The following is a 17,019-nucleotide window of genomic DNA, read 5'->3' on the forward strand; positions in this document are numbered from 1 at the left end:
AATGAAAAACTATTTTTTGTTTTCCTTGTTTTTGTTGGTAAACTCTCTTTATTCTCAGCAAAAAGATACTATCGTATTAGATTTTAAAGAGTATTTAGGCTATGTAAAAAAGTACCACCCAATAGCTAAACAGGCTGAATTAACTATTAGTATTGGACAAGCAAGCCTCATGAAAGCCAGAGGAGGCTTTGATCCAAAGATAGAAATAGACTATGATCGTAAAAAATTTAAAGAGAAAGAATATTATGATTTATTAAATGCGACATTCAAAATCCCTACTTGGTATGGGATAGAATTAAAAGGAGGTTTTGAACAAAATGAAGGGTATTATCTAAATCCTCAAAATGTAGTTCCGCAAGACGGTCTTTTTAATGCAGGAATTTCTATTGATGTGGCACAAGGCTTATTGATTAATGATAGAATGGCTGCCTTAAAAAAAGCGAAACTCTTTAAAAAGCAAACCAAAGCAGATCGTGATCTTTTGGTAAACCAGGTTTTACATGATGCCGCATTATCCTATTTTGATTGGGTACAAGCGTATAATGAAAAAGAGATTTATGCCAATTTTGTACAGAATGCAAAAATGCGTTTTGAAGGAGTCAAAAAAAGCGCTTTGGCTGGTGATAAAGCAAGTATAGATACTGTAGAAGCCAAAATTACTTTTCAGAATAGAGTACTTAGTCTAGAGCAAGCAAAAATTAAATTAATCAAAAAGCAATTAATAGTATCTAATTTTTTATGGATAGAGAATACTCCAGTAGAATTACAATCTAATGTTGTTCCTGAAAATGAACTCGAAAAAAGTGTAGATACTACATTAGAGATAAATGATCTGCCTTTGAGTGATTATACGGTAGAAAACCATCCTAAATTAATAGCACTCAATTATAAGGTGAAAAGATTAGAAATAGATAAGAAACTAAAAGCAAATAAGCTATTGCCAAAAATCAATCTGGAATACAAGTTTTTGACAGAATATCCCAGAGAAGCAGTGTCTTATAATACCGCAGATTATAAAGGAGGAGTTAGGTTTCGTTTTCCTCTATTTCTAAGAAAAGAACGAGGAGATTTAAAAATGGCAAAATATAAAGTACAAGATGCTAAATTTGAACTAGAGTCCACTCAGTTAAAAATCAAGAATAAAATTCTGACGATTTATGCAGAATTATCATCTTTTACAGACCAAAATAAGTTAATCAAAGATATCGTCAAGGATTATAACACATTACTTACTGCTGAGGAACGTAAATTTAGTTTTGGAGAGAGTTCTTTATTTATTGTGAATTATAGAGAACGTAGTCTTATCGACGCTAGACTCAAAGAAGTAAAAATGCAGAATAAATTTCTTAAAACAAAAGCCAAACTATTTAATAGTTTGGCTATAAATCCAGTAGGATTGTAGTTAGAAAAAAAAAACAAGTTGTACAGTAGAAAAACTATTAGTTATAAGACGAGCTATGTTCTACTGTACAATTTGGTTTAAAAATATTTTGATATAGAGATTCTAAAAAAGCTATCCTCTCTAAAATTGGATAAGATCAATTCATCTTTATCAATATCATTAAAAATACGACCTTCTATAGCGGCAGTCCAACTACTACCAAAACGCCTTGAAGCCTCAAGACTAAAAATAGTACTACTAGACTCTAGATCAGTAATTCCCCCAAATAGTATTGATGTGTCTTGAGTATCGTTGAAAGCGATTCTGCTACCAAAGAAGATGTCATTTTGCAAAGCATTCAATGCAAGTTCATCTCGCTCATCATATAAATATTCGGCTAATAATCCAATATCAAGACCATTTCTGTCAATATTAGAAAAAGTGTATTCTAACCCAACTGCCATTGCAAAAAAGTCTTGTGCCTTTGCATGACGATAGATAGACTCCAGTTTCCATAAAAAAGCATTATGCGTAATCTGTAAATCTAATCCTGTTTGATTGATGATAGGATAAAAAGCATTGATGTTACCTGTGGTATCAAACAAAAACAAAGGTTCTCTACCAGTTCCATAAAAATGAGAAAGCCCAATGTCAAAAATACCAAAATAGTGATTCCAACGAAAAGCAGCATCTTGTCTCCACTCTTCAGCACCACTCTCATAGCCTAAATCATCTTTATCGATAACCGTAGCAAAACGCAATCTCCCTTTATCACCTGCAAACGTACGTTTGCGATGATAAGGAAGGTAGAAAAAGTCAAAAGTTCCAAATTTATCGCTATTCCATGTAAACTGAGCCATGGGCTGACCTAGTTTTTTCTCACCATCAAAAGTTTCTACCGCATCCGTTTGATTGATAATATCAACTAGGTGGTTGCTTTCTGTTACTCCCCAGTACACTTTTCTGATTCCTAAATTCAACTGCCAGTTATTCTTAGCCTTTTGATAATATAGTTCTCGAATATCCCAATGCGTACGCTCATCATCAACATCTACTCGCAAAAAACCTTTGAAATTGATGCTCTCGTATCCTTTATTCCATGCTGCTTTGTATTCAGGTCGTATTGCCAGAGAAGGAAAATGATCTTTCTGTTCATCAAAAAGAGCGTCATCATAAAAGTAACGGTATTCACCTTCTAATTCTAGTTCAAAATCATGATGTGTCTTTTTTAGGCTTTCCGTTTGGGCAGCTATATTATGCATATTGCATACTAAGAGAAGTAGATAATAAATAGGTTTACTATTCATACTTTTATTTTATTATGAGTAACAAAAAACACAAGGCAAGTTTGTGATACTAACTGTTTTGTAACCAAAAAAACCTGTAATTAACGCTCAGACAGAGCCTTGTGATTTTGTTATGCCAATTATATAATTGTTTTTATTGCCCAGCTCTTTTGAGTGCTACTTGAGTAAAATCTTCATCGGTAAGATTAGCTTCAAAGTTGTATTCACTAAATTTTAGCACAGTTTCTTTATTACTTTGATGGTTTACCATAGTAAATGTACCTGCTCTCCAGAATTTTCCTTTGTATAACTTGTAATTACTATAAGTAAGTGTTTTTAGAAGAGAATTCTTTCTATCATAGAACTCAATTTTTTCAATGCGATACCCTTTACTCTTGTTATAGGTCACAATACGTCTGGTATATCCTGATTTTGGATCAACAGGATCTTGTTCTACCAGTAAAAGAGTTCCATTTTCTTTTAGAAATTTGTAGCTATACTTTTCCACTTCCTGAGAAGAAAGATCCTCATAAGCAAACTCACTACCAACAAAAGGCCCAGATTTATTATTAGAGGATATTCTTTTTACTCTTTTGATAGAGGGTAAGAATAACCATTGATCATCTGACCCTATTTTATGAGTAAAGGTAAGAGTTGAGGTTCCTTTTACATCTTTGGGGCTATTAAAAACAATTAATGATTTGTCACCATCGGTAGTTTGTTCCAGAGTTTTGGTAATCAACAAACGTTCACTGGTTTGCCCGTTTTTATTTTTTAGAGTCATTTTTAGATGAACGATAGAACTGTTAAATCCTTGGTCTGCTTTGTCAGCAGCTTTAGCAATTTGTAAGCCACGTTCTTCGGCACTTTGTGCTGTTAAAAAAGTGATACTCAAAAGAGATAGGCCAATTAAAATTAAGGTTTTCATAAATGATAATTTTTATTGTTTATTATTTGTCTAATTGTATTTGTGTGTTTAATTCTTTTACAGGTGTTTTGACTTCACTTTTTTTGCTTACCAGAATTAGTAATGAAGGAAGCAATATGAAATCAATAATTAATGCAGATAGAATGATGATAACTGTAATCCTAGCCATATAACTGTTTAAAGCAAATGAAGAAGTAGAAAGCACTGCAAATCCTGCCAAGAGTACAATTGTAGTGGTTACCAATGCTTTTCCTACCGTTTCAAAAGCATAGATAACAGCTTGTTTGGCATCATACCCCAGCTCTCTACGTGCTCGTAAGAATTTACTCATAAAATGTACTGTGTCATCTACAATAATCCCTAAGGTCATACCAAAAACGATGACCATTCCTGTATTGATTTGTGCCTTGTACATAGCCCAAAAACCAAAACCGATAAATACAGGAGTAACATTTGGAATGATACTGAGTAGTCCCATTTTGAAATTCCGTAAAGCAAACATGAGTACTAAAGAAATTAGGATTAAAGCAATAATATTTCCTTTGAGCATGCTGTCTGCTTGTCTAAAGCCTAATTTTGAAAACATAAGAGTAGGGCTTACAGCAATTGTATGCATTGGTTTTGGAGTGTTATCCTGTAGCCACTGTTCAGCTCTTTTTGAAAAATTAATCATCTCAGAACTCGATATATTTTGTATAGTAACAGTTACTCGGGTTTCTGATTTATCAACATTGATTTGATTGTTGAGGTCTAAACCAAAAGGAAGAGAGAGCTCATATAATAATAAGTATTGAGCAGCTTCTTCACGGTTATTAGGAACTTTGTAAAAAGATTCATCATCCCCATGCATTGACTTGTTGACTCTTCTAGCGACCTCACTAAATGCATTTACATGAATAACTTCTGGTTGTATATTGAGCCAGTTCTCAAATTCATTTAATTTTTGCAGATATTCAGGGTTATTGATTCCTCCACTTTCTTCGCTACCAACAGAAAATTCAACATTGTAAATTCCGGTTAGATTTTTACTGATGTAATCTGTATCACTTCTGAACTGTACTGTCTCATCAAAATAGTTAATGAATTCATCATTAAATTGATTTTTTGTGGCCAAGTAGGTCATACCACTTATAATGATTGTGGATATAATAGTAAGTCGTACTGGTTGTTTGGCTACAAATTCTCCTAGACTGGTGTACCAACTTGTTTTTTGAACATCTTTTTTAGTCTCTTTAGTTTTTACAGGTAAAATAGCCATAAGAGCTGGTAGTGCAGTCGTAGAATACAAGAAAGCCATAGTCATCCCGAATGCTGTAATGTTTCCTAAATCCCAAAAAGGAGGAACATCTCCAAAATTCATAGTCAGAAAACCTATAACAGTAGTTAGACTGGTGATAAATACAGGCATAAAATTAAGACGTATAGATTCTACAAGAGCTTCCTTTTTTGCGTACCCTTCTTTACGCATTTTTTGTAACATTGTGATCAGAATATGAATACTATCTGCTACAGCCAAGGTTAATATCATTGTAGGAAAAACTGAAGAGGGAGGAGTAAGCTTAATTCCCATCAACCCTACAAAACCAATAGCACTCATTATAGAGAATACAACTACGATAAAAGTAGCAATCGTACTCACAAAGTTTCGTGTAAGGATCAAGGTGGTTATGATAACAATTACTAGCATGATTAAAGTGAGCATCATATCTCTCATAGAAGACTCAAAAAATGCAGTGTTTAGAGGAACTAAACCAGATGAATGTATCTGAAAGTTAGGGTGTTTTTCTTGAAAATCAGCAATGGTTTTTCTTATAAAAGCAGTTACCTCTGGTATTTCTTTTGCACTGTCTTTTCCTGGTAATCGCACGGTAATATTAATAGCGGTTACACTTCCTTTTTCATTGATAATACGATTGACAAGCAAAGGTTCTTTTAATGCTTTTTCTTTGATGATTTTGATTTCTGCCTCTGTTTTTGAAGCTGATTCATACGACAAATCATCTACATAAAGGTCATCCCCTTGAGCGCTTGTATGTTGAAAATTGGTTATGGCATCTACTCTAGAAGAATGAGGAGTATTCCACGCTTCTGCTGTGAGTTCTTCTATAGCAGTCAGATTCTCTTTGGTAAATATATTCTCATTAGAAGGGGAGAGAACGATAACTACATTATCATCTTTGGTGTATTTATCTTGTAGTGCATCAAAAGCTTCGAGTTCCGGATTAGATTCACTGAAGAATACATGATAATCACCATCAAACTCCATATTTCCTTGAGATCCGAGACCTAATGCGATTATTAGGGTAAAAATTAATACTGCCCATTTGAATTTGATTACAAATTCTGCCCATTTTTTTGCAAACGCGTTTGTAGCGTTACCAGCTTTTTTAAGTGCATTCATTTTTTAGTTTATTAGTTGACCAGTCGACTTGTGGTGTGATACAATTCAATCTGATACAGGTTGTTGATATGAGTTTTATTATTTAGACGATTTACTCACTAAGTGAGATTTTAATACTATGAGGCTAGTTCTGTGGTGGTTTATTTATAGTAAAATAGGACATGATCTTTTAAGTAGTAATGGTTAAAAATTGACCAGTCGATTATTGGTTAATATTATTTATTATCTATACCATATTGTTATTTTATTTTAAAATTAATAATTGACCAGTCATCTATTAGGTGTTCAAAAAAAATTACTTTAAAAAGAATTGTTTAGTCATATTGAGTACATTTTCAATAGGATAGCTGCTTTGAGATTCTTTCATAGTGGTCATTGCTCCTTTACCAGCATCCTCAATAAATTCAACTATATCGATTATGTTTATAGAAGCATCAATCTCTCCCTTTTGTTGGGCTTCTAGGCCTGTTTTGATAATTGCTTCTTTTATAATATTATTTTTATCCAAAATAGCTTTTCTGATATTGTCATTATGCTCGGCCATTTCATTACTCAAATTACAACCCATGCACCCCATTTTGCATTCCAATTCTTTTTTGAGTATTTCAATTCTATATTCATAAAATTTAAGCAAACGCTGTTTTGCAGAAAGTGATGTGTCGTGCAAAATAGCAATAGTAGGAGTGATCTGCATTGTAAAATACTTATCAAGAGCCTTCACTACAAAATCTTCTTTGCTATCAAAATAAAAATAAAAAGAACCTTTAGGAACCTCAGCCGCTTTTACGATGTCATTTACACTAGTAGCATTATACCCTTTAGACCATATGATTTCTATCCCTTTTTCTAAAAGGTAGTCGGCCTTGGTTTCATGCTTTATAGTTTTTGACATTATTTTTCTTTTGAAGAAACAAAAGTATGACCACTCGTCTAGTTAAACAAATTTTATAGTGTTAAAATTTTATTTAAAGCCCTTTTTTTGTTTTTAATGGTTGATTATAAGTGTAGTAATTGTATTTCTTGTACGCTGTGATATGTTTCAAGAATACAACTAGCGATAAAAAAGTAAGATTTTATTAATCTATATCATTTTATCGCTAATCAGTGTATCGTATTATAATATCAAGTTCTATTGTAATTCTGTGATAGCTCGCTCTAGAATCTCATCTTTTGTCAAATCACTCCAGTCAAAAAGAACTTGAATATCTGGGGGAACTCCATTTTCATAATCAGGCTTTTTATCTAATGTTAGTGCTTGGGTAATAGAAAACCGATAGGTCCATCCATTGGGTAATTGTCCGCCATTAGGAAGGCCAAGTCCTCCTCCCGTGGTATCGCCCATGAGTATCATATTAGGAAGTGCCTTTGTAGAAAGAGAGAAAAATGATCCTGCACTATATGTACCTCTGTCTACCAATACGATTACCTTATTTTTATATCGTATTCCGTTATATGGTGATACGTATACTGGTTTGGCATCTGAAAAATCATTATGACCAGTACCTGTTTTTATTCTAGAATAGTTTACAAGTGTTTTCTGTTCAACAAAACGATTTAATATGTCGAATATATCTGATACTGCTCCGCCACCATTTTCTCTTAAATCCAAAATTAGTCCTTTGGTATCTTTATACCTATTTAGTACAAAATTTAAATTGGTTGCGTCAACAGTTCCTGGAAAAGATGGGAAACGTATATACCCAATTTCTTTGTTGTCAAGGAAGTTATGGCGAAACGGCCCAGAAATATAGTAATCTTGGGATAAATAATGATCCTCAATGATACGCCAATCAAAATTATCTTGCCCTAAGTAATTAACTCCAAAAGTTGAGATATTAAAATTTGAAATGAGGTTTGTATGATCATCTCTAAGTTCTGTCAGCATTGCTCCTAATACATTAAAGAGAGAATCTTGAGTCATGCCATCATATATTTTGGCAGAATACTCAGATTTTACAAGTTCCCAATCAATATTTTTTAATTCAAAATAAGCATATTTCTCATTACATTCATTCCACAAGTATTCAAAGTTGTCTCTTGGGTTTGTAGATTCTAGATCATCTTCAAAAAGTACTTTCTCACAAGAAGTAAGTGATAGTGCTATGATTACTATAGTATATAACTTTCTCATCATTTATTTATTATTTGTATTAAACAAGAGAGTGAATTTTAAAGTGTGATTAGCCATTTCAAATTTATCTAAATCACCTCCAGTCTTATATGCATCCCATAAATAGGAAAATTGAATTGCATTCTTGTTTTTTAGTGAAATGGTGTAGTCTAAGGCGCTATTAACTCTGTACCCAGAAAATATCTTAAACTGATAATCATCAAACAGTACAGGGTCATTAAGTAAGCTTGATTGCCCAGAATATGCATAACCATTACGAAAAGAACTATTAATCAAACCAACATTAAGCCTGAATGCCAAATTTTTTGTTCTAGGTTTTAGCTTATATTTTATAAATAAAAACTTCTTGTTTTTTTCTTTTTTGCGGCTTACATCTTTTTCCAGTTTTACAGAACCAAAAAGAGTTGGTATTAGTTCAAACCCTATTTGGTTATTTAATAAAGCCTCATTGACTCTAAAATTACCAGAAGTACTCAATAAACCTCCAGCTTTTATATTTAGTTTTTGAGAACTCAATTTGCGGATCTGATATAATCGCGAATAAAATAGAGATACACTTTTAACAGTACTGAATTCTGAATGATTATTAAATTTATTATGAAACTGCCCAAAAGAATAAGATAATCCAATCTCTGATTCTCTTTTTGAATTAGCTTTGAGATAGGATAGAGAGAGGTATTTTGAGGTTCCTTTATAAAAAAGAGGAGAGGTGGCAAAATCCCTGAAATTAGAAGGACCCAACCCCGCAGAAATACCAATATAGGCAGGTGTGTTTTTTCTCAATTCTTTTTTAGAAAGAGTAGGGGTTTCTGTTTGTGAGATACTTGTCAATGAAACAAAGAATAGCAACAGATTTATAATTTTGTTCTTTTTTATCATGTATGTATTGTTTTACTTCTTGTTATTTGGACAATTGATCTAATCTATTGACAGGAAAAAAATGATTAGGTTGCATCTGGGTCTTATAATTACGGATACTATTTACTAATTAATTTTAATACTGTAGTGAGTTTACTCCTGAAGGACATACCTTCTTCTTAATTAAACGCATAGGGTTTTAGAATTGAAACTTCCTTTTTCTACTTGGGAGTAACACGTTTTTTTATTTTTAAAGCCCATCTTCTCGTTTTGAAAGCCAATCTGAATATTTGATTTTTAAGCCATCTCTTTTTTCTTTAGAATCAACTATAATATCCATTCCTCCATAATATGGTATTAGAATGCAACCTCCTTTTGGACTGATAAACATTGCTTGAAATTCATCATCGGCTATACTTTTCAATAAATCGTTTTTAGAATTCCGTTTCCAAATGTCAGATCTAAAATAAATGTCATAGAAAAAATCAACATCATATTGTTCGGGGTAGATTTTATGAAGCTCAAGAGTTCTACATTTTTTAAATTCCCCAAAGCCAGATAATTCATTTGAGATACCAGTTGTCAATTCCTTTTCGTATTGTCCCGTTACAATCATGATTTCTGAATTTTCTTCAACTAATTCCGAAATTAATTTATTTTGTCTATTTAAAATTATTTGATATTCATCTTCTGTTTCTGCATATCTCTTTGATTCTGGTAGATTATGAACCCGTATCCATCTATTTGAATAAATACCTTTCAATTCATGCCAAATTGGATTGGCTTCAGCATAGGTTGTACGCCAATATTTAGTGAATTCTTCGCAGTTCATAAAAATCAATTTTTATATTTTGTTTTTAATTTCATAAGTGTTCGTAAAATACGATTTTTGTTTTTTCTTATTGTGTCTGGTGTTGTTTATGTTGTTTGGTTCTTTTTTTTCTATAGTATATTTAGCTAAGAGTGATATAATTTATCAGGTAGGTCTTATGATAGGTGTCATATTTGAGTATGCTCAAATCTTTATGTCACTAGATTATAGCCAAGATGTTTGAGTTATTCTCACAAGCTAATATAGCAGTTTAAGGTTTGTTTGTTGAGTTTAATTTATTGATTAATAGGGTGTATGTTTGTAAGTTTTATACGTTTTGTAATGGCGATCATTATCAAAAGAGTCGATTATTTGATTAATATGGTGTTAAACAATTTCTTCAAATCCCTGCCTTGTAACTTCTTTTCCATTTCAGGAAGAATTTCCATATTATCCCAGAGGCCAGTGAGAAGTGTTTTTGCATATTCTTGCGGTAATTCTTTTTTTAGCATTAATTGATTTGCGGTTAGATTATCATACTCAAAAGTCTCATATTGAATCGAAAAACCATTAGAATCATCTATAATCGCATACCAACTTCTAGTCAAACCTTCATTAGCAGGCATGCCAATTACTCCAGGGTTAATCCAGATTAACTCTTCTTTTTTATCATAAAAAGGCAATCCACAATGCCCAGCAATAATCACATCGCTATTACTCGCATCAAAAGATGATTGTTTTATCTGCCAAGAAGTAGACTGAAAAATGAATTCTGAGATATGATTATAGCTACCATGAACCATTGTGAAATTTTTGCTAGCAAACTCAAAACTCATATAGTCTGGTAGAGATTGCATCCACTGTATCGATGTCTTTGATAATTGGTTTTGAGCATACGCATACCAGGTTTTAGAAAACCCATCACAACGAGAACCAGCTTTAAAATCACATCCACAGTCTATAGCACCAGTTCGCAATTGTTCTTCTACATTTCCAATAATAGAATGTGCTCCCCATTGCATAAATCGTTGCACGGTTTCTTCGGGTTGTGCACAATATCCTACAATATCACCAGTACAGAAACAATTTTCTGAAGCAATTCCTTTTTTTTCAGCAATCGCAATAAGAAATTCTAATGCTTGCAAATTACTGTATACTCCACCAAAGAGGAGTATTTTTCCGTTACGTTTGCCTAGGGCTATCGTCTTTTTATCCATACAGGTACAAAATAAGCAATAAAACAACATACTAACCCCCAAATATTAACCCATAAGAGTTCAGAATAAGTACCAGTAGTATATATAAACTCTTTTGGGAAAAGATCAAAGACAAGTATAAAGCCAAATAATAATCCACAGCCTACAGAAAGAAAAAAGCTGATTTTAGGAACCTTTTGTTTCCAACATAAAAAAATGGGAGTTAATCCAATAACCATCGTACCACTTATGGTAGTTGCAGACAGAATCTCGGCATCTAGAAAAACAGGAATTGTTCCTGCAATAGCCACAATAACCATTATCCATCTACCCAAAGATAAACTAGTACCTAGTTGTAGATCTATTGCCAGTAATTTGGCAGAAGAAGAAAATGTGGAATCAAGTGTAGAAGCGCCTGAAGTAATCATAATAAAATTGACAACAAGTAAAATGACAGCCCCAAAAGCTTTACTCACAGTTACCGCTGCTTGACCTTGTAAACCTTGTTGCTGAGCAAAAATACCTACTACACTAAAAAGGGTAATGCATACTCCGCCTATTACTGTAGCCCATAAAAAACTGTGTAATGTTGTTTTTGGTGTGCTGATAAATCCTCGGTCTGTTAATACAGGGTCATGAAAAGGATAACTGAACGATTGCAGTATGGCGGCAAGTAATAGATTTCCTCCCATAGCCATGCTCCACTCTCCAGATGAGGCAACATCTGTCAAGGAGAAAGTATCTACCTCAAAAATATTCCAAAGAATTACAAAAAGTAAAATTGCAAATAATCCCATTTGTAATACATCTGTAAAGATACTACTACTTAAACCACCTTTTAGCGCATAAGCAAGTGTAAGAATAGTAAAAAGTATGATTGCACTATAATACCCACTACTACCTGCTTCTCCAAAATAAGAACCTATTACCATTGTGTTGGACCATACCTCATTAAACAGTCGTATACCAATCAATATAGAAAAAATGAGCAATGCTCCTTGCCCAAAACGAGAAGCTAGGAATTGATGAATACTCTCAAAACCTCCTTGAGTTCGTAATTGGTATATTATAATTCCCGCAACAGCAAAGGATACATAATAAGCAGCATAAGCAACACCTCCAACCAGCCCAAAGCTAAGCCCCAGATTTGCAGCATTGGTAATGCTTTTGGCAAATATCCAAGAGATTACAAGACTACCAGTAAGCATCCATAACGAAGGCTGAGTCTTTGCACTGGATGCTTTATAAAATTGATTGTTGGTTTTAGCTAGTGGTGACCACCAGAAAAATAACAATCCAGATACTATAATTAGAGACCATTGCCAGATTTCTATTTCTTCCATTTTATTTCTTTATTCATCCCACCAAACAGGAAAATCAATACTATTGTTATTCGTGTTTTGTGCTGCTTGATTATAATTAGCAGTATTTAATGTTGCTTCCTCAGTTGGGTATGGTATTCTCACTGGGATAGCTCCATTATTCAAGCTTGCAGATACAGGTTTTAATCTAGGAAAACCAGTACGGCGATACTCTATCCACCCTTCATATCCATTAATCATATTAGCAATCCATTTTTGAGTACTGATCTGTTCTAGTGCCTTATTGGTATCAAAAGCTACAGTAGTATTCAAGTAATTCTCTGGTAATGTAGTTTGCCAATACTCAAAAGCCTCTGTTATTCCTGTATCATACAATGTTTTTGCATCTTCTGTAATAAACCCTTTTACAGCCGCTTCAGCTAGTAAAAAGTGAGTTTCCCAAGCAGTCATATAATTGGCATCAAGGTCCCCTGTGTGTTCCCTAAAAATTGTTCCTGCCAAAGAATATTCTGCCAGAGAAATTGTGGTTTGAGAAGCATCAATACCATTGATAAGTCCATTATACTCATTCGCTGTAGCATTACCAAAAGGACGAAATAAAACGTTTATTCTAGGATCATTCAATTCAATAAGGATATTTTCTATTGTTTCAGACATAACAAAGTTATTAAAATCTCCTGCACGCAGTCTGGCCAATCTAAAATTATTAGGTTCACTATCTGTAAATTCAAAAACGGCATTACCAGCATTGGTAGTGATATAATTACCTTCAGATACGATAGCTTGTAATTGTTCACTAATATCTTCTTTTCCAGAGATGCGTATGAGTGCTTTGATACGTAAAGAATTAGCAAATTTAATCCAGTTATCTAGGTTACCATTATATAGTACATCACCCTCTAGAGTACTATTTCCTGAATAGTTTTGAATAGCTTCGATACCTTTTTCTAGGTTATCAAGAATTCCACCTTCAGCCATATAGATAGTTTCTTGCGTATCGTATTTTGGGGTAACGGTACCCTGATCACCGATAAACGCTTCGCTATAAGGAACATCTCCAAAAAGATCAGTAAGTGTCATGGTCATATAAGCTTTAAAGATCAATGCAGGCCCTTCATAAACAGTAAAAGTTGACACCTCACGTGATTTAGTCAAAATGGTTTCATTATCCCGAAGATTGGTATAAAAGATAGCCCATGGGTTTCCTCCTAACTGTGGAGATTTGAGTGCATGGCGATCAAATAAATTAAAATCTAATGCAGTAAGGTGTTGGCTCAATAGATTACCTGCCACAAAACCTTCATAAGACATTTGCTCTCCATAATTATAAAGTACTTGTCGTAATAATAAACTAGGCTGTACATCTACAGGAGCATTGGGATTCGTATTAATATCTTCAAAATCCTCTGCACATCCAGCTAGAAGAATTGTAAAAACAAATAAATAGATATAATTTTTCATTTTTGCGTTTTTTAAAAGTTAATCCCAATTTTTAAACCAAAACTTCTAGAAGTAGCATATGACAGATCCTCAACGCCACTTACGAGCCCTTGTCCCTGTACAGCTAATTGTTCAGGGTCAAAATGAGAAATATCACTAATTGCAAATAGATTTCTACCAATAAGGGAGATATTGAAATCAGCCCCTTCTTTTAGGAAGCCTACAGCTCCTTTATCAAGAGCAAAAGAATACCCGATAGAAAATTGTCTAAGTTTTAGATAAGAAGCATCATATACATTGTTCTCTTCATGATTACGATCATAGAACTGTCGGTAATAACTCTCTGGTGTTACTGCCGTTGTGTTAGGAGTATAAACAGGAGTGTCTGCCGTACCAGTATTTACAACTCCTTGAGCAATAATACCAGCATCAGGTCTGTAAGCAGTTTCTTCTAATTGCCCCCCAACAGCTGCCAACGATAGTGTGCGAGAAACAAGTTTACCACCTTGTCTCCAATCCAGTAAAAAATTAATATCCCAATTTTTATATTGAAATTGATTGTTTATCCCGACTATAAAATCAGGAGTATAATTTCCTAGTTTTTTTAGTGTATTATCGGCTATAAATCGCCCTTCTGGAGTAATTACAAAATCACCATTCTCATTACGCAAATAACCAGTACCATAAAAATCGCCTATACGTCCACCTTCTTCTACCTGAAACCAAACTGTTTGATCCGGGTTATTATATACTCTAGAATAAGCTAGTGTAACCCTACCTTCTTGTTGCGGTAGTGATGTAATAGTAGAGACATTTTTACTAAAATTGATGGTAGTGTTCCATTTAAAGTTTTCATGTTTAATAGGGATAGCGTTTAATACAATTTCTACACCACAAGAACGCACCTTACCTCCATTAACTACCTGTTGATTGAACCCTGATGATATAGGAATAGGCAGCGATAGGATTTGATCTTTGGTGAGTGCATGATAATAAGTAATATCCAGATTCAGGCGATCTTTAAAAAAGTGAATATCTGTTCCAAATTCATATGAGGTGGTCTGTTCAGGTTTTAAATTAGGATTAGGGATAAAATTTTGATTTGTAAATGTAGGTTGTGAATTTACAGAGGTCTGCGACACAAAAGCACCAGAAGTCTGATAGGGATCAGTATCGTTACCTACCTGAGCAATACTAGCTCTTACTTTGGCAAATGAAATTACTTTAGGTAATTTGAAGGCATTACTTACAACAAAACTAGTAGATGCCGAAGGATAGAAAAAAGAAGTATTTTCTGCCGAAAAAGGAGTTGCCAATGCACTAGACCAATCATTTCGCCCTGTAATATCAAGAAATAGATAATTTTTATATCCAAATTTGAGCAATCCGTACAAGCTATTAATACGCTTTTTAGACTCAAAACCAAAACTTTCTATAGGAGAAGCGGCATTATTAAAGCTAAAAATTCCAGGTTGCGCCAATTGTGTAGTTTGGGTCTGTGAGGTTTTTGCTTTTTGATCTAGGCGATTTCCTCCCAATGAGATGTCAAAATTAAAATCATTAATTTTCTTAGTATAATTCAGTAAGAAATCAGTATTGATTTCTCTATAGGTAACATCATGCTCTGCATAGGCACCGTTTCTAAATCTATTGGTGCTAAAATTTCTTAAAAATTGTCGCTTTTCATTAGAATAATCCATTCCAGACCGTATTGTCAGACTTAGATTAGTAGCCAACTCTTGTTGTATAGATATATTACCAAAGACACGATCTCTATCAAAACTGTTTCGGTTTTCAGAAAGAATAAAATAGGGATTATCAAAAAACGTATAGTTAAATGAATATTGTTGTATTCCTTCAAGGCCTGATTGCCAATAGTCTTTTAGGTTGTTGGTATTAAGAGATCTAGGCCCCCATGCTACTAGAGAATAGTTTACATTCTCAGAACCATACCCATTAGATGGGCGGTTATCACTGCCAGTATTTACATAATTTATAGAAGCATTTACTGTTGTTTTTTTTGTGGGCAAAAAACCAAGGTGGGTAGCTATAGTTTTTCTATCAAGATCTACTCCAGGAATAATAGATTCGCTTCGTAAATCAGTAAAAGATAAGCGATAGTTTCCTTTGTCAAAATGAGAAGAAAGAGCTATGTTATTTATAGTGGTTACCCCAGTTTGATAAAAATCTTTCAGGTTGTCTGGATGAGAAATAAATGGAGTAGGAGTAATAGAAGTAGAAGGATTATCATATAGAGCAGTGTCTCCCCCACGCACAACAGTGCCATTGGATAAAGTAACAGGGCTATCAAATTGAGGAATCAATGTACCTTGATTTAATCTTGGTCCCCAACTATAGGTGATATTATCATTAACTCCACCTCCTAAACCATCTACATATTCAAACTGACCAGAGTTTCCCTGTCCGTATTGATTTTGAAATTGAGGCAATCGAAAAGCAGTATCGATAAACAAGCTAGAATTGATACTAATTCCTAATCCTTTGCTGTTAGCACCATTTTTTGTAGTAATAATAATAACCCCGTTTGAAGCTCTGGTTCCATATAATGCTGCAGCACTTGGCCCTTTTAATACAGATACATTTTCAATGTCATCTGGATTTACGGCCATAGCACCATTTCCAAAATCAACTTCCTGAAAACCTGCTGCTGCCTCATTAGTATTATTAAAAACGGTTGAATTATTAATAGGAGTACCGTCTACAATAAATAAAGGGGTATTATTGGTAAAGGATTGCTCTCCTCGTATTACAATTTTTGAAGAAGAACCAACTCCTGTAGCTCCTCCTGGAGTAACGGTAACTCCTGCCAGTTTTCCTGCCAGATTATCCAGAAAGTTTACTGATTTTACCTCTGCAATATCTTTATGATTAATACTTTGCACAACATATCCCAACTCTTTGTTTTCTCGTTTACGATTGAGAGCTGTAATAACGATTTCATCCAAACCTGTAGATCCTTCTACGAGACTTACATTGATAATAGAATTGTTATTTATGATTACCTCTTTGGTTTTAAAACCTAAAGAAGAAAAAACAAGGATAGCATCATTGTTTTGTGTTGAGATAGAATAGTTACCATTGGCATCACTACTAGTACCTTGAGAAGTGTTTTTAACTTGAATATTTACAAATGGTATAGTAGTACCATCGGTTGCTGTAGTTACAGTTCCTGTAATTACATTTTGGGCATGACCAAAGGACACTAATAATAGTGCCAGCCCTATAAAAAGGTGCTTCATAAAAA

Annotated in this window: 12 protein-coding genes; 1 reads left to right on the forward strand and 11 read right to left on the reverse strand. The window is 33.7% G+C overall.

Annotation, left to right across the window (positions count from 1 at the left end; genetic code table 11):
- The first annotated feature begins 1 nt into the window (after position 1).
- Positions 2 to 1,402 (forward strand): TolC family protein, encoded by a 1,401-nt coding sequence (locus CVD18_RS07210; protein WP_103864771.1) that lies wholly within the window; start codon positions 2 to 4, stop codon positions 1,400 to 1,402.
- A gap of 77 nt (positions 1,403 to 1,479) precedes the next feature.
- On the opposite strand, the gene CVD18_RS07215 is transcribed toward CVD18_RS07210, so the two are convergent.
- From CVD18_RS07215 to CVD18_RS07265, 11 genes are all read right to left on the reverse strand, one after another.
- Positions 1,480 to 2,688: a hypothetical protein gene (locus tag CVD18_RS07215; protein ID WP_103864772.1), complete on the reverse strand. Its 1,209-nt coding sequence runs from the start codon at positions 2,686 to 2,688 to the stop codon at positions 1,480 to 1,482.
- Between the two features lie 133 nt (positions 2,689 to 2,821).
- Positions 2,822 to 3,595 (reverse strand): outer membrane lipoprotein-sorting protein, encoded by a 774-nt coding sequence (locus CVD18_RS07220; protein ID WP_103864773.1) that lies wholly within the window; start codon positions 3,593 to 3,595, stop codon positions 2,822 to 2,824.
- Between the two features lie 22 nt (positions 3,596 to 3,617).
- Positions 3,618 to 5,996, reverse strand: coding sequence for an RND family transporter (locus CVD18_RS07225; protein ID WP_103864774.1), 2,379 nt, complete (start codon positions 5,994 to 5,996; stop codon positions 3,618 to 3,620).
- A 295-nt stretch (positions 5,997 to 6,291) separates the two neighbouring features.
- Positions 6,292 to 6,888, reverse strand: a complete 597-nt coding sequence (locus tag CVD18_RS07230; protein ID WP_103864775.1) for a TetR/AcrR family transcriptional regulator — start codon at positions 6,886 to 6,888, stop codon at positions 6,292 to 6,294.
- Between the two features lie 237 nt (positions 6,889 to 7,125).
- Positions 7,126 to 8,130: a S41 family peptidase gene (locus CVD18_RS07235; RefSeq protein WP_103864776.1), complete on the reverse strand. Its 1,005-nt coding sequence runs from the start codon at positions 8,128 to 8,130 to the stop codon at positions 7,126 to 7,128.
- Entirely contained in the window at positions 8,131 to 9,006 is an 876-nt protein-coding gene (locus CVD18_RS07240) for a hypothetical protein (RefSeq protein ID WP_146052726.1), read from the reverse strand.
- A gap of 229 nt (positions 9,007 to 9,235) precedes the next feature.
- Positions 9,236 to 9,817, reverse strand: a complete 582-nt coding sequence (locus CVD18_RS07245; RefSeq protein ID WP_103864778.1) for a hypothetical protein — start codon at positions 9,815 to 9,817, stop codon at positions 9,236 to 9,238.
- Between the two features lie 347 nt (positions 9,818 to 10,164).
- Positions 10,165 to 11,013: a metallophosphoesterase gene (locus CVD18_RS07250; RefSeq protein ID WP_103864779.1), complete on the reverse strand. Its 849-nt coding sequence runs from the start codon at positions 11,011 to 11,013 to the stop codon at positions 10,165 to 10,167.
- A complete protein-coding gene (locus tag CVD18_RS07255) occupies positions 10,995 to 12,335 on the reverse strand; it encodes a sodium:solute symporter (protein WP_103864780.1) in 1,341 nt (446 codons plus the stop codon). The genes CVD18_RS07250 and CVD18_RS07255 overlap by 19 nt, the downstream gene beginning before the upstream one ends.
- 9 nt (positions 12,336 to 12,344) lie before the next feature.
- A complete protein-coding gene (locus CVD18_RS07260; RefSeq protein ID WP_103864781.1) occupies positions 12,345 to 13,775 on the reverse strand; it encodes a SusD/RagB family nutrient-binding outer membrane lipoprotein in 1,431 nt (476 codons plus the stop codon).
- Positions 13,776 to 13,786: 11 nt separating this feature from the next.
- Positions 13,787 to 17,014 carry a SusC/RagA family TonB-linked outer membrane protein gene (locus CVD18_RS07265; RefSeq protein WP_103864782.1) on the reverse strand — a complete coding sequence of 1,076 codons (3,228 nt, stop codon included), beginning with the start codon at positions 17,012 to 17,014 and terminating at the stop codon, positions 13,787 to 13,789.
- Positions 17,015 to 17,019 lie beyond the last annotated feature (5 nt).

The sequence above is a fragment of the Aquimarina sp. I32.4 genome, assembly GCF_002924285.1.
GTDB lineage: Bacteria > Bacteroidota > Bacteroidia > Flavobacteriales > Flavobacteriaceae > Aquimarina.